At 41.0% G+C, this 21,880-nt stretch carries 19 protein-coding genes, 2 pseudogenes and 1 riboswitch; of the genes and pseudogenes, 16 read left to right on the top strand and 5 right to left on the bottom strand.

The features are described 5' to 3' along the window. Window positions 1-106 precede the first annotated feature (106 nt). From larE to NLX67_RS15630, 6 genes are all read left to right on the top strand, one after another. Window positions 107-922 carry an ATP-dependent sacrificial sulfur transferase LarE gene (gene larE / locus NLX67_RS15655; protein WP_254312453.1) on the top strand — a complete coding sequence of 272 codons (816 nt, stop codon included), beginning with the start codon at window positions 107-109 and terminating at the stop codon, window positions 920-922. Continuing rightward, on the top strand, window positions 919-1,686 hold the full coding sequence (gene larB, locus NLX67_RS15650; RefSeq protein WP_254312452.1) for a nickel pincer cofactor biosynthesis protein LarB: 768 nt from the start codon (window positions 919-921) through the stop codon (window positions 1,684-1,686). The genes larE and larB overlap by 4 nt, the downstream gene beginning before the upstream one ends. Beyond that, window positions 1,667-2,581, top strand: coding sequence for a nickel pincer cofactor biosynthesis protein LarC (gene larC, locus NLX67_RS15645; RefSeq protein WP_254312451.1), 915 nt, complete (start codon window positions 1,667-1,669; stop codon window positions 2,579-2,581). Before larB ends, larC begins: the two co-directional genes overlap by 20 nt. After that, the gene (gene larC2 / locus NLX67_RS15640; protein WP_254312450.1) at window positions 2,578-3,054 is read left to right on the top strand and encodes a nickel pincer cofactor biosynthesis protein LarC2; all 477 of its coding nucleotides are present in this window, start codon (window positions 2,578-2,580) and stop codon (window positions 3,052-3,054) included. The genes larC and larC2 overlap by 4 nt, the downstream gene beginning before the upstream one ends. A 263-nt stretch (window positions 3,055-3,317) precedes the next feature. Next, on the top strand, window positions 3,318-4,340 hold the full coding sequence (locus NLX67_RS15635) for a zinc-dependent alcohol dehydrogenase (RefSeq protein ID WP_254312449.1): 1,023 nt from the start codon (window positions 3,318-3,320) through the stop codon (window positions 4,338-4,340). A gap of 17 nt (window positions 4,341-4,357) precedes the next feature. Continuing rightward, on the top strand, window positions 4,358-5,119 hold the full coding sequence (locus NLX67_RS15630) for an SDR family oxidoreductase (RefSeq protein WP_254312448.1): 762 nt from the start codon (window positions 4,358-4,360) through the stop codon (window positions 5,117-5,119). Between the two features lie 551 nt (window positions 5,120-5,670). On the opposite strand, the gene NLX67_RS15625 is transcribed toward NLX67_RS15630, so the two are convergent. Then, complete coding sequence (locus NLX67_RS15625) at window positions 5,671-5,841, bottom strand: hypothetical protein (RefSeq protein WP_254312447.1); 171 nt, start codon at window positions 5,839-5,841, stop codon at window positions 5,671-5,673. Window positions 5,842-5,912: 71 nt separating this feature from the next. Beyond that, a pseudogene (locus NLX67_RS15620) lies at window positions 5,913-6,071 on the bottom strand (methyl-accepting chemotaxis protein); the annotation flags it as partial. A gap of 125 nt (window positions 6,072-6,196) precedes the next feature. Here NLX67_RS15620 and NLX67_RS15615 point away from each other — a divergent pair. The 4 genes and pseudogenes from NLX67_RS15615 to NLX67_RS15600 all read left to right on the top strand — a co-directional run bounded on the left by NLX67_RS15615 (window position 6,197) and on the right by NLX67_RS15600 (window position 9,391). After that, window positions 6,197-6,400 carry a hypothetical protein gene (locus NLX67_RS15615; protein ID WP_254312446.1) on the top strand — a complete coding sequence of 68 codons (204 nt, stop codon included), beginning with the start codon at window positions 6,197-6,199 and terminating at the stop codon, window positions 6,398-6,400. 17 nt (window positions 6,401-6,417) lie between these two features. Beyond that, a complete protein-coding gene (locus NLX67_RS15610) occupies window positions 6,418-6,609 on the top strand; it encodes a hypothetical protein (protein WP_254312445.1) in 192 nt (63 codons plus the stop codon). 530 nt (window positions 6,610-7,139) lie between these two features. Beyond that, the gene (locus NLX67_RS15605) at window positions 7,140-8,672 is read left to right on the top strand and encodes a multicopper oxidase family protein (RefSeq protein ID WP_254312501.1); all 1,533 of its coding nucleotides are present in this window, start codon (window positions 7,140-7,142) and stop codon (window positions 8,670-8,672) included. A gap of 165 nt (window positions 8,673-8,837) precedes the next feature. Then, window positions 8,838-9,391: pseudogene (locus NLX67_RS15600) on the top strand (cupin domain-containing protein). 667 nt (window positions 9,392-10,058) lie between these two features. Here NLX67_RS15600 and NLX67_RS15595 read toward each other — a convergent pair. Then, complete coding sequence (locus tag NLX67_RS15595) at window positions 10,059-10,955, bottom strand: oxidoreductase (RefSeq protein WP_254312444.1); 897 nt, start codon at window positions 10,953-10,955, stop codon at window positions 10,059-10,061. 399 nt (window positions 10,956-11,354) lie between these two features. Between NLX67_RS15595 and NLX67_RS15590 the strand changes: the two genes are divergently transcribed. Both NLX67_RS15590 and NLX67_RS15585 read left to right on the top strand, forming a co-directional pair. Beyond that, window positions 11,355-11,861: a MarR family winged helix-turn-helix transcriptional regulator gene (locus NLX67_RS15590; protein WP_254312443.1), complete on the top strand. Its 507-nt coding sequence runs from the start codon at window positions 11,355-11,357 to the stop codon at window positions 11,859-11,861. Window positions 11,862-11,892: 31 nt separating this feature from the next. Then, entirely contained in the window at window positions 11,893-14,097 is a 2,205-nt protein-coding gene (locus tag NLX67_RS15585) for an MMPL family transporter (RefSeq protein WP_254312500.1), read from the top strand. Window positions 14,098-14,716: 619 nt separating this feature from the next. On the opposite strand, the gene NLX67_RS15580 is transcribed toward NLX67_RS15585, so the two are convergent. Then, window positions 14,717-14,923 (bottom strand): hypothetical protein, encoded by a 207-nt coding sequence (locus NLX67_RS15580; protein WP_254312442.1) that lies wholly within the window; start codon window positions 14,921-14,923, stop codon window positions 14,717-14,719. A 463-nt stretch (window positions 14,924-15,386) separates the two neighbouring features. Then, window positions 15,387-15,477, top strand: a riboswitch (cyclic di-GMP riboswitch). 182 nt (window positions 15,478-15,659) lie between these two features. Here NLX67_RS15580 and NLX67_RS15575 point away from each other — a divergent pair. Both NLX67_RS15575 and NLX67_RS15570 read left to right on the top strand, forming a co-directional pair. Beyond that, a complete protein-coding gene (locus NLX67_RS15575) occupies window positions 15,660-17,495 on the top strand; it encodes a nitrilase-related carbon-nitrogen hydrolase (RefSeq protein WP_254312441.1) in 1,836 nt (611 codons plus the stop codon). Between the two features lie 64 nt (window positions 17,496-17,559). Further along, window positions 17,560-19,611, top strand: coding sequence for a methyl-accepting chemotaxis protein (locus tag NLX67_RS15570; RefSeq protein ID WP_254312440.1), 2,052 nt, complete (start codon window positions 17,560-17,562; stop codon window positions 19,609-19,611). A 348-nt stretch (window positions 19,612-19,959) separates the two neighbouring features. Here NLX67_RS15570 and NLX67_RS15565 read toward each other — a convergent pair whose 3' ends face one another. Beyond that, window positions 19,960-20,946 carry a helix-turn-helix domain-containing protein gene (locus NLX67_RS15565; RefSeq protein ID WP_254312439.1) on the bottom strand — a complete coding sequence of 329 codons (987 nt, stop codon included), beginning with the start codon at window positions 20,944-20,946 and terminating at the stop codon, window positions 19,960-19,962. 177 nt (window positions 20,947-21,123) lie between these two features. On the opposite strand from NLX67_RS15565, the gene NLX67_RS15560 reads away from it, so the two are divergent. Next, on the top strand, window positions 21,124-21,342 hold the full coding sequence (locus NLX67_RS15560) for a hypothetical protein (RefSeq protein WP_254312438.1): 219 nt from the start codon (window positions 21,124-21,126) through the stop codon (window positions 21,340-21,342). Between the two features lie 208 nt (window positions 21,343-21,550). Then, window positions 21,551-21,751 carry a hypothetical protein gene (locus NLX67_RS15555; RefSeq protein ID WP_254312437.1) on the top strand — a complete coding sequence of 67 codons (201 nt, stop codon included), beginning with the start codon at window positions 21,551-21,553 and terminating at the stop codon, window positions 21,749-21,751. The last annotated feature ends 129 nt before the right edge of the window (window positions 21,752-21,880 follow it).

The raw sequence follows: 21,880 nt of genomic DNA, 5'->3' as shown, positions 1-21,880 counted from the left end.
GGCACAGCCTGCTGTTCAAATCTTCAACCGGCCCTTAAAGGTATTCCTGTTTTTGGTACCGTATGATAAAATCGAGAAAGCGCTTTAAAGAGAAAGGAGAATAAGCATGATACAAGAAAAATATAAAAAACTTCAGGATATTCTTCAGGAGATGGAGACGGTTGTTGTCGCATTTTCAGGAGGGGTAGACAGCACATTTTTGCTTAAAGCAGCTATTGATACATTGGGATACGATAATGTGTTAGCCATTACAGCGGATTCGGAAACCTATCCTACAAGTGAGCTGGAAGAAGCCCTTATGCTCGCAAAATGGATCGGTGCCAGCCATCGAGTCATTGAAACGTCAGAGTTAGCCATTCCGGGCTATACAGAAAATGATCAAAATCGCTGTTACTTTTGTAAAAGCAGTTTATTCGACCACTTGCTTCCTATTCTTGATGATTATAAATTTAATAATATTATTTATGGGGTTATTGCTGATGATGCGAATGAATTTCGTCCTGGAATGAAAGCAGCAAAAGAAAAAGGTATCCGGGGTCCTCTTCAAGAAGCCGATTTATTTAAAGAAGAAATACGTGTTTTGTCTAAAGAAGCTGGTTTGCCAACCTGGGATAAACCTTCATTTGCCTGTCTGTCATCACGCATCGCATATGGCGAAATCATTACAAAGGAAAAATTGACGAAAGTAGATAAGTCAGAAGCTTATTTAAAATCATTAGATATTCGCCAGGTCCGTGTTCGGACACATGAGGATACTGCCCGCATTGAAGTAGAACCTGCTGATATGCCGCGCGTTCTTGAATATCATGTGGCGATTACGAAAAGGCTGAAGCAATTTGGTTATAAATATGTGTCTTTAGATCTCGCAGGCTATACAAGCGGGAGTATGAATAAAGCGCTTAAAAAGGAAGAATTGGTATGATTGACGATATTCTAGAGCAGGTACAAAATGGTACATTGACAGCAGCAGAAGCAAAAGAAAAACTTGCATCCTATGAAAATTTAGGATTCGCAAAAATTGACCATCACCGTAAAAATAGACAAGGCTTTCCCGAGATTGTGTTTGGAGAAGGGAAAACAGCTGACCAAATTTTAGCGATTGTTCAATCGCTGCGGGCAAGGAATGATTCTGTACTCGTTACGCGTATTTCTCGGGAAAAAGCGGTATTTGTACAAGAAGAATGTCCGGATTTTGATTATAACGAGATCGCCCGGACACTCGCATGGGTGAAAGAAAAGCCGAAGACGGATGGCTCATACATCGCGATTGTCTGCGCCGGGACATCGGACTTGCCGGTTGCTGAAGAAGCAGCTGTGACGGCTGAAACTTTAGGGATTCCAGTCCGGCGTATTTACGATGTTGGTGTGGCTGGGCTGCACCGCCTCCTTGATAATATAGACGAAATACGAAGTGCAACGGTTTCGGTTTGCGTCGCGGGAATGGAAGGAGCACTTCCGAGTGTGCTCGGGGGACTTGTCATGAATCCAATTATTGCTGTGCCGACAAGTGTCGGGTATGGCGCAAATTTTAATGGATTATCGGCACTTTTATCGATGCTCAATTCATGTGCATCAGGTGTAAGCGTCGTTAACATCGATAATGGATTTGGTGCTGCTTACAACGCAGCGCTCATATACAAACTTGTACATAAAGAGGAGATCATTAATGAGGACATTATATTTTGACTGCTTTTCCGGCATAAGCGGTGACATGGTAATCGGTGCGCTTATTGATGCAGGTGCCGATCCTGTTCAGATGGAAGAAGAGTTAAGAAGGCTGAACATAGAAGAAGAATATACTCTTTCCTGGGAGAAAGTCGTCAAAAACGGCATTACCGGAACAAAATTTGATGTCATTCTTTCCGGAAAATCAGAGCATCTTCATGAACACGGCCACAGTCATGAACATCAACATGAACATAGTCATGAATACAATCACAGCCATGAACATCAACATGAACATAGTCATGAACACAGCCACAGCCATGAACATCAACATGAACATAGTCATGAACACAATCACAGCCATGAACATCAACACGAACATAGCCATGATCATCATCATCATCACCGTGCATATAAGCAAATTGTCGAGATGATCAACGCGGCAAACTTTAATGAATCGGTTAAGAACATGTCGCTCGCTATTTTTAAAAAGATCGGTGAAGCAGAAGGGCACATTCACGGTCTTCCCCTTGAAAAAGTTCACTTTCACGAAGTTGGCGCGGTAGATTCAATTATAGATATTATTGGTGCAGCGATTTTAATCGATCAACTCGGTGTCAAATCGATTCAGTCATCAGCCATTACAACGGGGTCCGGACGTATTCGTATTGATCATGGCATTTATCCGGTTCCGGCACCTGCCACACTGGAAATCTTAAAAGGGGTGCCAATTGCCGCAAGCGATATTCGTTCGGAACTGGCAACGCCGACTGGTGCGGCTATCGCTACAGTTTTAGCAGAAACATTTTGTCCGCTCCCAGCTATGACTGTCGAATCAATTGGATATGGTGCAGGAACGAAAACATTTAAAGATCACCCGAACGTCCTTCGCATTATCATAGGAGAGACGCAATGAATCGTCCACCGGATCACGAGCATCTTGATGACCAGATGGTCAAAATGGAAGTGAACCTTGATGATATTTCCGGTGAATGGCTTGGCTATGTAATGGATCTGCTGTTTGAATCAGGAGCAAATGATGTATATTACACGCCGATCTTTATGAAAAAAAATCGTCCGGGTGTACTGTTGCAGCTTCTCTGTTCACATCAGAGGATTCCCCACATGAAAAAGATTTTGTTTGCTGAAACAACGACGCTCGGTATCCGTTACTATCCGCTTACAGTGCACCGGCTTGAACGTTCTTTTTCCAAAGTGCTTACACCATGGGGAGAGGTAACAGTAAAGAACGGGATACATGGCGGCGAACACGTGCAGCAGGCACCTGAATTTGAGGACTGCCGGAACATTGCCGTGCAGAATAATATCCCTCTTAAACGGGTCTATGAAGAGGTATGGAAGTGTCTCGGGGAGGGGAAAGAAAAATGAGTGTTATGTCGATACTCACATTTGGGTTCATACTAGGGATAAAACATTCCTTGGAGCCGGAACATGTGATTGCAGTAGCAACAACAGCAGGAAAAACGAAAAAATTGTGGCGTTCCAAACTCATAGGTGTGTATTGGGGAAACAAGTACGCTGCTCCTTAAAAGAAAGCTCAGATTGTTGGGAATGTTCAGGCAGTCTCTTTTATCTGTATTTATCAAGCTTCGCGATGAATATACAACATTATATTGAGGGGGCTTACACAAATGACAATGATGAAAGCAGGTTTATTTCTATCAGAAAAAAATGCAGCAATAGGTGAGCTGAAAAAGCCTGTAACAAAGAACGGGGAAGCACTCGTCAAAGTAAGTTTTGCGGGCATATGCGGCACAGACATGATGATTTATTTTGGAAAGCACCCAAGAGCAAAAGCTCCTCTGGCAATGGGCCATGAATTCAGTGGGGTGATTGAAGACATTAATGGGGAATCGGAATTTTCTGCGGGGGACCGGGTTGTGATAGAACCAACACTGAGCTGTGGGAAATGTGAAGCATGTCTTGCGGGTCAATCCCATGTTTGTAAGAATTTGAAGTTGATTGGGATTGATAAGCATGGCGGGTTTGCAGAATATACGACAGTGCCGATAGACCGTCTTCACCGAATCCCAGAGGGGTTGTCGGACGCCCATGCGGCACTTGCAGAACCGGTTGCGGTTGCCGTTCATGCTGTGCGCCGTTCTACTTTGAAAGTAGGCGATAACGTAGCCATTTTAGGGGGAGGGCCTATTGGCTTATTGATTGGATTAATGGCGAAGCGAGCTGGAGCAGATCAAATTATGGTGTCAGACATTAGTTCTTACCGATTGAATAAAGCAAAAGAGCTTGGGCTTATCGCGATTAATGCAAAGGAAGCGAATGTGACTGAAGAAATAAGACAACGGACAAATGGAATCGGAGCTGATGTTGTTTTTGAAGTAGCGGGAACACAGATAACAGCAAATCAGATGATTGAAATAAGCAAAATACAAGGACAGATTGTTGTTGTAAGCGTATACAAGCAGACACCGACGGTTAATCTGGCAGCCATGCACTTCCGGGAAATATCATTAACGACGACGAGATGCTACAGTCGGGGGGATTTTGAAAAAGCAGTCCGCTTAATGGCAACAGGAATGGTTGATGTTGCACCATTTATTTCTCATGAATTGCCGCTTGAAGAAATTGAGAAGGGGTTTGAATTAATGGAAAACCCAGATGTGTCTTTAAAGATTTTATTTCAGCCTAACTAATCGAAAGAGGTGCAGGTATGGTCGTTAACTTATTTGGATTAGAGGGGAAAGTGGCAGCAGTGACAGGGGCTACCAGGGGAATTGGACGTTCTATGGCTTTGGCTTTAGCAGAAGCGGGTGCAGACATTGCCCTTCTTCAGCGTTCGGTTGAACAAGAGGATGTAAAGAACGAAATTGAAAAATTAGGAAGGAAATGTGTGGTTATTCCCTGTGATTTAGAAAATGTGAATCAAGTAAAAGAAGCCGTTCCCAGGGTCGTGGCTCACTTTGGAAAGATTGATATTTTAGTGAACAATGCTGGTATTCAGCGCCGCTCCCCTTCAGTCGATTTTGAAGAGTCAGACTGGGATGATGTCATCAATGTAAATTTAAAGACCGTTTGGCTTTTATGTCAGCAGGCAGGGCGCTATATGGTTCCACAAGGAAAAGGGAAAATCATTAATATGGCTTCTCTTCTGTCTTTTCAAGGGGGATTAACCGTCCCTGCTTATGCGGCAGCCAAAGGTGGGGTAGCACAGCTGACAAAAGCCTTGTCTAATGAATGGGCACAATACAATGTGAATGTAAATGCTATTGTTCCAGGTTATATAGCAACGGATATGAATGAAGCTCTTATCAACGATGATGCAAGAAACCGGCAGATACTCGAACGAATTCCCGCGGGGCGCTGGGGAAGCTCGGATGATTTTAAGGGAGCTGTAGTATTTTTAGCTTCAGATGCAGCCAATTATGTTCATGGTCATTTATTAACTATAGACGGTGGCTGGTTAGGTCGATAATCTTGGAGGAACTGCAATATTATCAGTGCTATCTAGAGAAAAAGTTACATTTATTTTATTTGAAGAAAATCAGCGAAGGCAAAGAAAAAGCAGCTATGTTTTATTGGCTGCTTTTTAAAGGGTCACTTTAGATGTACTATCATGCCTGGGGAATCGACTACAGTGTGCTTTCTGATAAAGCCGGGCCTCGTGAAAAGACCTATTCCAAAGGGCAGATCTTAATGAGGGATTACTACCTGGCACATGAGATGAAATAATGCACCGTCTATTTTATCCGTTAATAGAATTCCCTGATACGGATTGTCAGAAGCCTGATCTCAGACCTGTGCGGCTTCTTTCCAACAGATATTCAAACAGGTTTAGATCCTGTGTGCAAAGCATATTTTGAACGCGAACTGTGTCGCGGGAAATTTTACGGCTTATCGCTCCCAAGCCAGTGAAAAAACCGTTTCTTCTTAATTTCAGCTTTCCCGGCTTCCTGCGATGCTTTCAGCGATTCAAGCAATAACTGATCCCGCTTATTGAGTGATTCTTTGATGTAATGCTGCTGCTCATCTAGTTTCTGTTATTTCCTCAACGGATGCAGCTGTCTGCTGTGAGATATAGGACGCATTTTGAACAGCATCCGTAATCACTTCGTTTTGCTCAGTGATATGCATCATTTCTTTATTCAAAATCGAGATGGCTTTTGTCGTTTCCGTAATCGCCTCAGATATATTCATAAACTCTTTTTCTGTTTCATTCCCAGCATTGTTTAATTGCTAGGAATGGTTAATAGTACCAGATACCGCGGTTACGGTTTTTTCTGTTTCGATTTCAATATCCGATATCATCCTCTGTATTTGTTTGGTTGCCTCGTTGGATTGTTCAGCAAGTTTCCTCACTTCACTGGCTACTACAGCAAATCCTCCCCTGCGCGTGCTGCTTCAATACTTGCATTCAGCACAAGCACCATTTTTTTGCCCTCAGTCTTTATCCGGTAAAGCAGCAAGTAAGTGCAGTGTCCGGGAAATGTATTGTCATGGCGTTTAGCATGGCGACCGCTACCCTTTTATTGGGCTGCTTCTTGCCTTTTCCATGCAGGGGCAGCTGGCCGTTTCTACCATCTTATCGATTGTAATCAGCGGCATTTTCGGATATGTGATTGGGCGTCCATTCGGTTTGATGGCGATCATGGAAGCGCTGATGGCAGGGTTGATGGGGGCAATGCTTGGTGAAATGATTCCAATCACTCAAATGATGATCATGATAGCCGCTATGGACCTTTTTATTTTTTTATAGCAACCGTCATTATCACGATGATTCGCCGGGAAGTTCCTGCGCAAAAAGAAGGGCTGTTCAGTGCACGCCGGCTGCCTTTTGCTTTGCTGACGACTTTATCAATCTGCATTATTGGCGGCGCCGCTTTATTTGACAATGTTAAAGCAGCCAGTAATAAAACAGAAAAAACCGTGCAGATCCATAATCATAATAACCATTCCATAGAGTAACAGGACGGGCAAGGATGTAAAAGACAAAAACCAGCTTCAATAAAAGAAAAACAGTATCGATCAAAAAAAGCATGAAGAAGAAAGATAAAAACGACTTCTTATCCTGCTACTGAATCTTCCCTGTATAAAACGCTTAGTTAGGAATAAGATTGACATGGAAGTTAATCTCTGAACTGCCGCCAACAGTTCAGAAGAAGAAAAAACCAGCTGTTCTACAAATCGGAACCTCATTAAAGCTTTGTTTTTTCTTCAATATTGTAGGCTGTGTAGTCAGTTGACTTAGAAAAATTCCCCTCTCCTTATTCGCATGTCTAATAACCAGAGGGGATTCGACCCGAGTGATTATCGTACGTCAAAGCAGGAGAAGGGGGCTCTTAATGATTTTTAATGATGGCACTTCTCAAAACGTTGAGGTCTTCTCCAAACCCTGTCCAAACCCGTACTGCCATAGTCCAAATTGTAAATGTGGAGAGCAATGTAAATGTACCCCTGAAAAACAATGTGGGGACAGCAAGACAAATCCATCCAGCATGAATCTCTCGAAATTCGTAGATGAACTTCCCATTCTCCCTGTTTTAAAAGCTCGATGGAAAGATCAGTTCCAGACTTATTACGAAGTGAAGATGACGGAATGTAAGCAGTCCCTCCATAGTGAGTTAAATGACACAACGCTATGGGGCTATGAGGGCAGTTATCCAGGACCTACAATTGAAGTAGAGAGCGGAGAAAAAGTGTTTACTAAATGGATCAACAACCTTCCAGATAAGCATCTGTTGCCGGTAGATTATACGGTCCATGGTGCCCATATGGATGTACCGGAAGTACGAACGGTGGTACATGTACATGGCGCTAGTGTTGAATCCGAAAGCGATGGCTACCCGGAGGCTTGGTTTACAAAGGGATTCAAACAAGTGGGGCCTTATTTTAGAAAAAAAGTGTATCAATATGATAATAACATGCAAGCTTGTACCCTCTGGTATCATGACCACGCCCTTGGTATCACGAGGCTCAATGTGTATGCAGGATTAGCAGGATTCTATCTTATCAGAGATCATCAGGAACATTTATTGAATTTACCAAGTGGGAAGTACGAGGTCCCTCTTATTATACAAGACAGGACGTTTAATAAAGATGGCTCTCTTTATTACCCAAAGCAGCCAGAAAAACCAGTCCCGGAATTAGAAACGTCGATAATTCCTGAATTTATTGGGGATACCATCCTGGTGAATGGCAAAGTATGGCCCTATTTAAACGTGGAACCACGTAAATATCGATTTAGGCTGCTAAACGGATCCAACACTCGTTTCTATAGGATCAGACTTGATTCGGGCCAGCTTATGTATCAAATCGCGACGGATGGAGGATTAATGCAGCATCCGATAGGAGTCAAAGAAATGATGCTGGCACCTGCAGAACGAGCGGATGTCATCATTGATTTTACCAATCTTGAGGGAAAGAATATCATTATGACAAACGATGCTCCCGCTCCTTTTCCAACTGGAGATCCGGTAGATGAAAATACAGGTACTGTGATGCAGTTTAGAGTGGCTCTTCCACTGTCAAGTGTTGATACGAGTGTGATTCCAGCCTCTATGATGCCTCTTCCAATACTAAAAGAACAGTCAGCTTCAAAGATACGATACCTCACATTGAATGACAATATGGATAAGTACGGCCGTGAATTCATGCTATTGGATAATAAACAGTGGGATGCCCCCATAACAGAAAATCCAAAATTGGGATCAACCGAAATATGGTATCTTATTAACTTAACGACGAATACACACCCGATTCATCTTCATTTAATTGATTTTCAAGTAATAGACCGGAGAGATTTCGATGTAGAAAAGTATAACAAGGAGAGAATTATCCAGTATATGGGTCCGGCGACGCCTCCCGAACCACAAGAACGAGGAAGGAAGGATACAGTAAGAGCTAATCCAAACCAGGTGACTCGAATTATCATGAAGTTTGGTCCCTACACTGGGTTGTATGTATGGCACTGTCATATCTTGGAGCACGAGGATTATGAAATGATGAGACCGTATATAGTTATCCGATAACACCCTGTATTTAATGACTAAAATGAGAGTTTCGGTCCCTCAAAGCAAGGGTTTCTTCAATAAGGGATACCCTTTTTTTATCGATAGGCACACATTCGAAGCCCAATTCATAATACTACGATAAAGGTTTTTTCCTTTATAATCCCATAAACGAGGTGCTTTTGGATGGAAAACCGAACTATTAATCAGGTGGACGGAAATGTGCTACAACCTATCCGAAGTGATGGAGCTGGCGCAATTGATTCTGGCCCGCGTAATTTTATTCGGGATCTTCAAAATCCAAATATACTCGTCCCGCCTATTACAGATGCAGGCTTGCTTCCTAACTTGAAATTCTCATTCTCAGACACTTCCAGGACATTTGGCATCCCAATAACGACGAGTGGCAGTATTACCTTACCGGACAAGGGCGAATGTCGGTATTTACCGGAAACGGTACAGCTCGTACATTTGATTATAGAGCAGGCGATGTCGGATATGTACCCTTTGCTACTGGACACTATATTCAGAACACCGGTACCAAAACGTTATGGTATTTAGAGATGTTCAAAAGCAGCCGCTTTGCAGATGTGTCGCTGAACCAGTGGATGGCACTGACTCCTAAAGAGCTGGTTCAAGGCAACTTGAATGTTGGACCAGAATTGCTCGATTCTCTACGCAAGGAAAAATGGCCTGTTGTGAAATATCCCGGGTTTTCCTACAACCCAAATAACAGGTAGATCCGTGTAGATTTTATTGACGTATTTTATGCTAATCCTTCGGGTTAAACTGCGAGGGGTTTTTATTACTTATAAAAAGTTTTATTTATTTTTGCTTTGTTATTTTTCTTATTCTCTCATGTAAGAACGAGTTGCCTTACATAATCTGTGGTGCAATGCTTGCGCTGCATGGATGGCTAACGGGCATTAAACACCTTCCAATTCGGCCGACAGCGCATAAGACGCTGCCTATAATTTTTCAAAAAGAGTGCGCACCATTTCTAAGTTTATGATGGATGAATTAGGAGACTTCTGTAATTGCCACGGTATATCCTGATTTTTCTAGTCTTTGAAGGGAGTACCGTACAATAGATTCTTATTTCTTAACTTAACCAGAGTTGCTGCTTATTTTGCTTCATGTGTTCCAAAACTCGTTCTTTTCTGAACAAAAATTTTAGGAAGTGGGAATATTTCTTGCAAATTAACAGCAAGAATACTTTTTAAACCAGTTCGTAAAAGAACACTTTTACGAACTGGTTTTTTACACAAAAATTATCCACAGAATAAGCTCTCTTTAACAACATGCACCTTCAGAATCGCGAAAGCAAAAGTTGTACGTGCGTTAGCTTCCTGGGCGGATCACACCGGTTCTTCAAGGTTCCAGACTTTACGGCTCTTCACCGATGGCTCATGAAAAATCGAACATGACCCCCGTCAATTTTTCGGATACATCCCATAGCTTCTTCATCGTCTTTTCATCGTAGACTCCTTTTGCAGGCACTTCGATAGTAGGATTCCCTTTACGGTTTCCTCTCCCGTCCGGCCCAATGTATTCCCCGCCTTTCAAAGTCCCTTCGGTCGCAGCGTAAAGCGTGGGCAAGACTCCCATCTCTGGCGCCTGGAAAAACTTGTGGAGCAGGGGCTTCAAGAACGGCTGCATGCGTTCTCCTCCGACCTTGAAGAGGTTCGTCGCAGCAATCCCGGGATGGCAGGCCACACTAGTTGCGTTAATTCCAGCTCTTTTCAGCCTGTTGTCGAGTTCCTTTGCGAACAAGAGGTTCGCAAGCTTGCTTTGCCCATAGAACTTCATCGCTTTGTAGCCTTTCGAGCCGTCAAGGTTGTCAAAGTCGATGGAAGCTCCCCTGTGCGCAATGCTGCTCAGCGTAACTAGGCGAGCGGAAGGCGTCGCTTTCAGCATCGGCAGCAAATGGCCGGTTAAGGCAAAGTGGCCCAAATGGTTTCCACCAAATTGTAATTCGAACCCGTCCTTCGTCTTTTGGTAGGGAGGAATCATCACGCCCGCATTGTTAATCAGGATGTGGAGCTGGTCGAAACCCTCTTTGTATGCATCGGCGAATTCTTTCACGCTGGCAAGATCCGACAAATCCAATTTCATAACCGAAATGTTTGCCCCCTCATGTTCTTTCACAATATTTTGTGCTGCTTCGTTTCCTCTTTCCTCATTCCGAACCGCAAGCACGACATGGGCACCCTGTTCTGCCAGAACTTTAGCAGCCTCATAGCCTATTCCGCTATTTGCCCCAGTAATGATGACTTTCTTGTCTTTTACCTCTTGTTTTGCCAAATTTATTCCTCCATTAAAGTATTGTACGTATCTATTAATCCAAAAGAACACGCCATTTCTTTCTATGACCAATTCAAAAAATAAAGAGCGTTTTTGCCCATTCAAGAAATCCGCGCTATACAACATTACAGCAATTAAAATCAGACACTATATGGGAAGAATAATACGTATGAACGCAAAAGAAAGCAAAGAAAATACACTATTCAGGAAAATCGCAGAGGAACTCTTGCCCGACCCAGCAGTTTTGTAACACAATCGAATACAACTAAGATAAGTTCAGTAAGTCTAGAAAAAATTTTTTTCATTGACAAACAATATATACATCGCATAAGATTAATCCCGTACGATACATCTAACGCGATATATCGTACAGGAAGTATGTTCGAAGGAGGATTAGAAATGACAGAAAGAACTGATTTTATTCGTGAATCCATTGATTTTTTACATCGTTATACAATGAAAAGCCTTCAGAAACAAGCTGAGGAGCATGGTGTTACTGTACCCCAGGCAAGGGTAATAGCTGAAGTGTTATCTAATAAAACAATCAGTATTAAACAACTCTCTCAGAACTTAAAAATGACCCAAAGTACCGTTTCGGATATTGTTGAACGGCTTACTGCAAAAGGAATCCTGTTGAAAACTCCTAGCGCTAAAGATAGACGTTCAGTGGAGATTACCCTGACTGACGAAACCGTTAAAGAAATAAACGAGAGTATACCGGATATTTTAAACAAGTCAATAAGAGGTGTATTAGATATGTTAAAACCAAACGAACAGGAGATTGTAGAGGAAGGAATGGGATTGTTGGTTTCGGCTGTTAAAGAAAGAATGGATGCAGAAGGCATGGATAATTTGGGCGCTTTTGATGTTCTGTTTTTCCCTGAAGATAAGTCACAGGGAAAGTAGAGATTATACACAAAAATAGGAGGAGATTAAAATAGCAAAGTATCTTTATCAATTAGGACAATGGGCAGCAAAACACAACAAAAAAGTGGTTTTCAGTACACTGGGAATTCTGATCGCATTGGCAGTTCTTGCAATGAATATGGGTTCCTCTTTTAATGAAGACTTGACCATTCCTAATACAGAAGCAGATAAGGCAGGCAAAGTCATCAGTGAAGAGTTTGAGGGAGCAGGGAACACAGGTGCAAAAGCACAAATAGTGTTTAAAGCGCCCGAAAATGAAACGTTGGAATCAGCAGAAGTACAACAAGCGATTTCAGATACTTTAAATGAAATTAGCAAAGACCCGGATGTCGCTGCCGTAGCGACACCGATGCAGCTTATGAATATAAGTGAAGATAAGAAGGTAGGATATGCAGAAGTTACCTTCAAAGTCAAAGCAGAAGAGGTTACGGAAGATTCCACGAACGCTATTATGGATAAAATAGAAACAACAAGAGATGCAGGCATCCAAACAGAGGTAAGAGGGGATAATTTAATATTTTCAGAACCAGGAACAGCCCATATTGCTGAGGCTGCAGGGATCGTTATCGCCTTCTTTGTACTGGCCATGACTTTTGCATCTTTTACAGCAGCGGGACTGCCTATTATTATGGCCGTAATTGGATTAGGCGTCGGGATGATCGCAATCTTCATCGGAACAAATTTTATTGACATACAATCCGTCTCGCTTTCTTTGGCTGCTATGCTGGGATTGGCAGTGGGCATCGACTACGCTTTATTTATTATGACGCGATTTAAACAACAGCTTTCCAAAGGGTATACGGTTCAGGAATCTGTTGCGATCGCAAATGGAACAGCCGGCGGCGCCGTTGTTTTTGCAGGAATAACGGTCGTCATCGGGCTTTTAGGATTGGCTGTTGCGCAAATTCCATTTTTAACAATGATGGGTGTATCATCAGCCATCAGCATCCTGACAGCAGTTTTAGTATCCATCATCGTTTTGCCAGCGATACTAGGAATGATCGGCCATAAAATTGGGCCATCAAAGGAAAATAAATTCCTGCAAAAGATGACTGGAATGGGTAAGAAGCAAGAAGGCTCTAATAAGTGGGGGCAATTTGTTACAAAACGTCCTTTAGTTGTTTCCATCGTTGCGATTGCCCTGCTGGCAGTCATTGCAATTCCTATGTTCCATATGAATCTTGGATTGCCTTCTGATGGAACAACAAAATCAACCGAAACAACGGAAAGAAAAGCGTATGATTTACTGACTGAAGCATATGGCGAAGGATCTAATGCCTCTTTGGTTGTGGCAGCAAAAGTTGAAGAAGCAGCCAATGAAAAAACGCCGCAAGCAATAAATGAGATCTATGAAGAGCTAAGCCAGCTATCCGGCGTGAAAGCTGTAACTCCTGCCTTCCCTGGACCTTCTGGAGAATTGTATGTGATGACAGTCATACCAGAAACAGGACCTGACGATACGAAGACCAAGGACCTTGTAAAGACCATTAGAGAAAAATCTGGCCAGACTGAAAAAGAAAACCAGATAGAACTAATGGTAACAGGCACAACAGCGATGAATATTGACATTTCCCAAAAGTTAAATGATGCCCTGCCAATCTTCGCTTCTCTTGTAGTGGGGCTTGCCTACGTGCTTTTAGTTCTGGTATTCAGATCTTTATTGATTCCATTAAAAGCGGTATTAGGCTTCCTGCTTTCCCTGGGTGCTACGCTTGGATTTGTCGTATTTGTTGTACAGGATGGAAACCTGCTTGACCTCTTTGGTTTTCCAGCTTCAGGCCCTATCCTTGCATTCCTGCCGGTCATCCTGATCGGAATATTATTTGGACTGGCAATGGATTACGAGATCTTCCTGGTCAGCAAGATGCGTGAAGTGTATGTTCATACAGGAGATCCCCGCAAAGCGATTTTAGATGGAATGCGGGACAGCGGCAGGGTGGTCACAGCAGCAGGATTAATTATGATGGCTGTATTTGTAGGCTTTATGATGACACCTGATGCCATGATTAAAGTAATGGGAATGGCCCTGGCGTTTGGTGTTCTCTTCGATGCATTTGTCGTGAGAATGACCATTGTACCTGCCGTCATGACGTTAATGGGGAAATCAGCTTGGTATCTGCCAAAATGGCTGGATAAAATCCTGCCTAATATAGACATTGAGGGAGAAACCATTATGAAGGAAATTGAAAATAAAAGTGACACAAAAGCTGTCTAAACAAAAAAACTGAAGTGACCCCGTACTTTTATAAAGTTGAAAATCCGCTGTTTCGTAAAGAAAAGCGGATTTTTTATTCAAGGGATATTTATTAATGTAATTGTTGAGTAAAATTTATGAGCAGGAATCGTATCAAGAAATTTTTGATCAAGATAGATTGGATGATGGAGAACAGCCGACATTGATTTTGAGGCCACAACAGCAATAAAGTATAAATAATATACATGGAGCGGCTGATTAAACACTGTCAGCCGCTCCTTTTTATTTGCATAGCATTGGGGCAATTTTAAAAAACAACAAAATAAAATTTTAAAGAATGTTACTAAAAAAAATAGTCCAGCAAGTCCCCGCTATAGAGAAGGCCTGACTCTGGTTGTATTCCTTGAATTGAGAAACGAGAAACCGCTCGCTAATGAATTATTAAAACAATAATTCCATCTATGCACTGTTATTAAAATAATAATTCCATCTATGCACTGTTATTAAAATAATAACAAAACATAGGCCATATCAGAATAAAAGCTGATGTGGCTTAAGGTTTTTGGATATATTCTTTTGCGGTTAAAATAATGCATAAACAACCGGTCGTTAGTCCGATTATATTCTTCTAATATTTACATCATCTTATCGCTGCTTCATTTTCTTTCTTCAGCCATTCCTTGATCTCCCGTGGCAGGTACATGGACAGCGATTCTTCATCGGATTCTACGCTCAATGCTTCATGCTCGGGGCTGTATCTTGCCCGGTCTTGTACAAGATGCTGCTTTAAAAAATACCCTAATTCAACCGAAACTCCGTGAAGGATTGTATCTTTCATATGAAGCATAAGACGGTTCCCAATCATTTCAATATACAGGTTAGCCGCCTTAACGTGCTAGTAAATAAGATCCATTGCTTGATACGTAAGGGAATACTCTTTCGGCAATTTTAAAATAGCGTATTCAGATGTGCCGCTTCATTTGCCAAACTCAATGGGGTAGTCCGGTGTCAGCCTATAGGTGTAAATTCCTTTGTAATACGAAAATGACGAGTTACAAGAAACCGGGTTCGTCATTTACGCAAAATTCATAAAGTCCCAAGAAAAATCTTAAAAATTTACTTTACTTCATTATATTGTAATATTAATATAAAAATTTTCTTTTCGCATCCCTAGAAGAACCACTTTTATTCAGTCAAGAGAAAATAGATAACAATTGATTATAAAAAATACTTGTATATACAGCAAAACTTTTGTATCATAATCAAAGTGTCCTTATAGTTCTTTTTTCATATGAATATACACACATTTATTACGACAATGGCAAACTTATTGAAAGATAAGGACGCAAAGTTATTGGGTCTAACGTTTTCCTTGAAAACTATGATTGCCAGGCTGCCGAATAGCCCCCATAAAAAATGGCTATTTTCTTATATTGAAATAGCCATTTTTTTATTGTGCCCAAAAGGAGAGCTTAGTATGAAATACTGCTCATAAATACTGTTATAAGATTTAGTGTTATCCGTAATTTAACAATAGGTAACCGAGCAGAAAGTAAATACAGTCACGAAAAGGAGAAAGAAATATGCATCTGAAAAAATGGCTTGTGATGATTACAGCAGTGCTGTCAATCGTATCAATTGGCGGTTACTATTGGACTGAGAAAAGTAACCAGGCACAAGCAAAGGAAACAGAAAAAATTTCTGCAAGTTTTACCGCAGCATCGATTCAGTTTAATCCAGTCTTAAATGAAAGAGATAAAAACATTGAAGAATTGTTGAAAGTAACAGAAAGTGCTTTAAAGAAGGGAGTTAAACTGGTTGTAGCTCCTGAAATGGCGACAACCGGTTATTATTATGAAAATCGAGAAGCAATTAAACCATTCGTTGATACAATTCCAGGAAAAACGACGAATGCTTTTGAAAAGCTGGCTAAAAAATACGATGCATATATCGTATTCGGTATGGCTGAAGTCGAGGAAGAAACCAATGTTTATTATAATTCTGCTGCTTTGGTCGGTCCTGAAGGATTCGTAGGGAAATACCGGAAAACGCAGATGTGGGAAACGGAAACACACTGGGCTGCCTGGGGAGATTTAGGTGTTCCAGTCTTTGATACTAAAATTGGTAAGATCGCTATTAATATTTGTATGGACTCAGCGTATGCTGAGACGGCCAGATTAGCTGGTATTCAAGGTGCTGAAATTCTAGCATTCCCAACGAATTCTTCTGCCCAGGCTATCTCCGCACTGCCGGCAAGAGCACAGCAAAATGGAATGTATGTGGTGAGTGCTAACCGTTCAAATACTGAAAATGGTTTTCATATGATCGGTGGAAGTGCAATTTGGTCACCAGAAGGAAAGAAACTTGCAGAAGCACCCGTTGTAATGACACCTAATGAAGATGTTAATGAATCAACCATCACGTATGCCAAAATTGATCCGAAACTGTATGATAATGAAAATAAAGAAGCGCTAGAAAGAAGAAGATCTGAATTATACAAAGAACTTATGCATACCGTTGCGCCATGGGATTATACAAAAAATACAACCTCTCATAAAGTGACGGCAGCAGCTCTTCAATATGAACCTGTATTAGGCAATAAAGAGAAAAACAAGCAAAAAATTGTGCAGTTGATTCAGCAGGCAAAGGATAAAAATCCTCATTTAAATTTAGTTGTTCTTCCTGAATTATCTTTAACAGGCCCTGTAGAGGGATTAAAGAAGAAAAACGTTAAACGAATGGCAGAAACGCCAGAGGGAGAAACGGCTCAATTTTTTACAGACCTTGCAAAACAGCATCAAGTTTCAATCGTATACGGTTTTATTGAAATAAACGGAAAAAATCTATATAACTCAGCTATCCTTCTTTCTTCGGACGGAGCAAACGCTGGAAAGTATCAAAAAACACATTTAAGCAAAAAAGAAAAAAAATGGGCAACGCCGGGTCAAGCACTGCCAGTATTTGAAACAGAAGAGTTAGGCCAGATTGGAATCTTGATTGGCGAAGACGCTGAATATCCGGAAGCTTCCGGTGTTATGGCTGTTAAACGTGCAGACATTATTGCTATTCCCTCTGCCTGGAATGGACAATACGGCGGGGAAATGGAAATTAATAAAGTGATCTCTGCTAACCCTTATCCGAAAGGTTCAATGGTTACATGGGATTCAGTAGCGATTGGGGCGCAAGCTTACACCATTGTTTCTAATTATATTGGAACAGAAAAAAATTTCTTAGGCGGAAGCAGCTTATATACACTAGATCCTCTCTATGCTCTTGATCAGCCTGCAGTTGCTTCAAGCAATAAAGAAGAGGCGTTCATTGTTGAATTTGAAACCTTGCAGCCTGCTGCGTGGTTTAACCAGGAAATGCTGATTCTTTCCAGACAGCCCGCTTATTTTAAACCAATTATAGAAGAATAAAAAAACAAACAAGAAAAAGGCATTGGATATGCCTTTTTCTGTTTAGAGGAAAGGATTAAATTATATGAAGAAAATGAAGTCTTCTTTTAAAGCAAAATTATTAATTTATTCACTGCTGCTCTCACTTATCCCAATGGTAGTTCTCGGTTTATTCGTTAATAATAAAGTCAGTGATATTACTGAAAAAGATTACATTCGTTCCAGTGAAAGAGAAATTAAGCAAGTTGACAACGCTATTTCTATGTATTTTGAATCTATTAGAGAAAACGCGATGTTATTGGCATCTAACACGGCAGTGAAAAATGCAGATAGCAGTATTACTTCTTATGTAGAACAAACGGAAGGAGAGTCAATTGATATGATCCCTTCTCAAAATGGAAAAGCAGAGAAAGCCATCTTTAATGTATTTTCTCAATTTGGCGATACTCATCCAAATGCAGCGTATGTTTATATGGGAACATCTGCTGGAGGATACGTGCAATATCCTGAAGGACCTACGACACCCGGATTTGATCCGAGGGAAAGACCCTGGTATACAGCAGCGCTGGAAGAACCAGGAGAAGTGAAATTAACAAGCGCCTATGCAGCTACAGGACAAGAAGGAATTATCGTCAGTAATGTAGTGACAATCGAACAAGCTGGACAGTCAAAAGGTGTGTTGGGTCTGGATATAAGTTTGGATGGTTTGACCAATGTCATTAAAGACATTAAAATCGGCCAAAATGGCTACGTTATTTTAACACAAAGTGATGGAACCATTCTTGCAAATCCGAAAAACCCCGAATTGAATTTTCAGCCGATTACAAAGTTAAATGTTCCCCAATTAAAAGATTTAAGCAAAGATGGAACCTTTGAAGCTTCCATGGATGGAAAAGACTATGTAATAAATACAGTTAGTTCTCAAAATGAAGGCTGGAAGTACATTACGGTAATGGAACAAAGCGAATTGTCTGCAACGGCAGACGATATTCGGGAAGCTCTTCTGCTAATTGGGGCAATTGCGGTTATCGCAGCTGTTTTGGTTTCTCTTCTTATGAGTACACAGATTACACGTAACATTAAAAAGATTAGCGACCTTTCATTAGCCATGGCGAAAGGGGATTTAACTCAACAGGTTAATATAACTTCTAATGATGAAATTGGAGAAATGGGCCAAAACTACAACAACATGGCTCATAGCTTAAAAGGAGTAATGACTAAGATATCTGACGGAGCGCAACAGCTATCGGCTACGTCGGAAGAGCTTGCCGCAGGTTCTATACAAAACCAGGAAGCAGCTAACCAAATATCTGAATCCATACAGAATGCAGCTGAAGGTACAGACGATCAAAAGGCGGCAATGGAAAATACGGCAGCGATTATTGACGAAGTATCTAATCATATGGATGATGTATCAAATAGCATGCTGAATGTGAAAAAGTCAATTACTTTATCTGCAGAGACGGCGAAAAAAGGCAGTGATGTGGTTAATCAAACCGTAAAGCAAATGAGTGAAATTGATGAACATGTCACCTCTTCCGCCGAAAAAATAAGCGACTTGAGCGAAAAATCCAACGAAATAAGTCAAATCAGCTTTATCATTCAATCGATTTCAGAGCAGACCAATTTATTGGCGTTAAATGCCGCGATCGAAGCTGCAAGAGCAGGAGAACATGGTAAGGGCTTTGCAGTAGTAGCAGATGAAGTCCGGAAGCTTGCTGAGCAATCCAGCCAATCCGCATTGCAAATAAACGATATAGTCATTGATATTAAGAACGGTATAAATGAATCAATGAATCTTGTGGATAAAGGGTCCAATTCTGCAAAAGAAGGATTATTATTTGTAAATGAAAGCGGACAAGCATTTGAAGAGATCAAAGGTTCAGTTCTAGGCGTATCTGCCAATGTTTCAGAAGTAGGATTAGCTATGGATAAAATGAAGGATAGTATTATGGAAGTTGTGAATCATATTGAAAATGTAACAAGGACATCTTTAAATGTAAATGAACATTCACAAAATGTAGCAGCATCTTCTCAAGAGATGAGTGCTTCAATGGAAGATGTATCGTTTGCAGCACAAGAGTTAGCAAAAATGGCCGTTGAACTAGAGGAAGTGATTGGTCAATTCAAACTGTAAATGAACACGCGGGAAAAAACTTCGCCCTTCCATCAAGATTTTCTTCCCGTGAATTGTACCCCGAATAGTCCTTATTCGGGGCTTTTTTTGTAAATTTGAAGAAAGTTGAATATTCACAAAATATTCAACTTTTATTAAACAAATTAATATTAGAAAATCCAAAACTAATTATTTTGAATAAGAAACTATCTGCAAAATTCAATTATTTAAAAAATGGTAATATGCTATAAATAAAAGGAAACCTCCGAGTTGTTGAAAAAAAGCTGATTCTACGGAATCAGCTTAGACTGGCCCAGTATAGTAATAGTACAAAACCGACTGTATCTTTTCAATGCACATACTTGGTTTTTATTCGAATTTTGTGTCATGGTTGTAAACTTTCTCAATTATATCCCCGGCGACTTCCTGCATACTTGTTCCTTTTTCTTCGGCTTCTTTTTTTAGCCATTCCTTGATTTCCCGCGGCAAGTACACGGACAGCAATTCTTCATCGGATTCTATGCTTAACGCTTCATGCTCCGGGCTATACCTGATTCGCCCGTGTACGAGCTGCCGCTTTAAGAAGTAGCCTAATTCGTCCGGCACATCATGAAACAACATATCCTTCATATGCAACAAAATGCGGTCTTCAATCATCTCAATATATAAATTAGCCGCGTTCACATGCTGGTAAATTAGATCCATCGCTTGATAGGTGAGGGAATACGCTGCCGGCAAATTTAAGATGGCATAACCAGGTGTACCGCTTCTTTTTCCAAACTCAACTGAATAGTTGGATGTTAACCGATGTGTATAAATTCCTTCATTATAAGAAAACGTCTTTTTCGTTGCTGGATCAATAAAGTACCATTCGCCTAATCCTTCACGCATCAGCCGTGCTTCCGGCAGGGAAGGAGAGGAAAAGCGCTGATAAACCGCTTCTTTTGTCTTTTTGTTGTAATACTGCCGCTGCGTGAGGCGGTCTTCCTGAATCCGCTTTTGATAACGCTCACTAAATTCCTTTACGTCGCTTTCTTCAACTAATGTAGCTGTTCGTCCTAATACTTTCCCCTGTGCAGCAGGGAGAAGCCCTTCATTAATATAAGCGGTGATAGATGCCCGGTTTGTATGTAATCGTGCAGCTGCCTGGTTTAAGGATAAGCCAGTTGGTTCATCGGGCATCGTTTCAATAAACCGCTCGACTTCTTCTTTTGAAAATAACCGCCCATGATGACCATTCCATGGATCTTCCACGGGCGTGAGTTTTCCTTCCTGTACATAGACATGCACCGTTGGAATAGAGCGGTTAATGAGTTCAGCGACTTCTTTTGTTGAATAATAATTTGGATGCTTCATTTTGCATCGCTCCTTTCTCTCTCATCATTCATCTTAACGATTGCATTTCGAAGAAAAATGTGGATAATTAGTTAAGTTGACCCGAAATTGGACCCTCGTTGCCGCTTGTTCATTACCTAAAAGTATTTGCTTTCAGGCTTTTCCTGTCATGCCAGCATCCGAGGAGGAGAATTAAACTTGTCTTTAGAAAGCTTGCAGGATTTATTAGAAACACTGTGTTCTTACAACACAATCGATATTACCCATACTTTCGAAAAAGACGAACAGCCTATCGCTTCGGTTTGTTGCTTAAGAGCTACTTCTATTATTCAGGTAACCATGTGCGAAGTCCAGTCGGTTAAACAGTATGAAAATATAGAAGAAGCTGCAATAGCTATAAACAAATTAATGAACTAATTTTTCAGTCCCTAGCCTTTAGGGACTTATTTGTTATGCAATTTCGGTCAACTGTTGCTCAAATATGATAAGTCCTGCTCATTCACTCTAATAGACATACTGTTTAGTAAGATCGGTTTTCTGGTTGTAAAAAGCTTTCCGATTTTCTCTTTTTTTTGATTAATCACTGTGAAACCGGGTATAGAGTTATGAAAGGGAGGGGCTTTATATGAACTCAGCAAACAGCTATCTAGAGTTGCATAAAGAATACCTACTCAGCATAAGCGGACAAAACAGACCAGGGGAAATCAATCAGTTTGAAGTAATCCATCTTGACCTGCAAGGTTGGCTGCAAAAGGGACATGGGCTATCTCCAGCACAGGCAAAAGCCGTGATTGAAGATTCTAAGATGACAGAAGAAGTCGCATAAGCCTTTAGGCTCTTTTTTTTGCCTTCTTATTAACATGAAACCTAAACCATTTCACTGCCAGACCTCTCATCTGGATGTTTTTGCTTTGTGCTTCTCCATGCAAACTAAACCTTTGTTCCATAAAAAGCA

This window comes from Domibacillus sp. A3M-37, from assembly GCF_024213455.1.
Taxonomy (GTDB): domain Bacteria; phylum Bacillota; class Bacilli; order Bacillales; family Domibacillaceae; genus Domibacillus; species Domibacillus tundrae.
The sequence above is the reverse complement of the archived record's forward strand: the minus strand, read 5'-3'. Positions and strand labels throughout refer to the sequence as shown.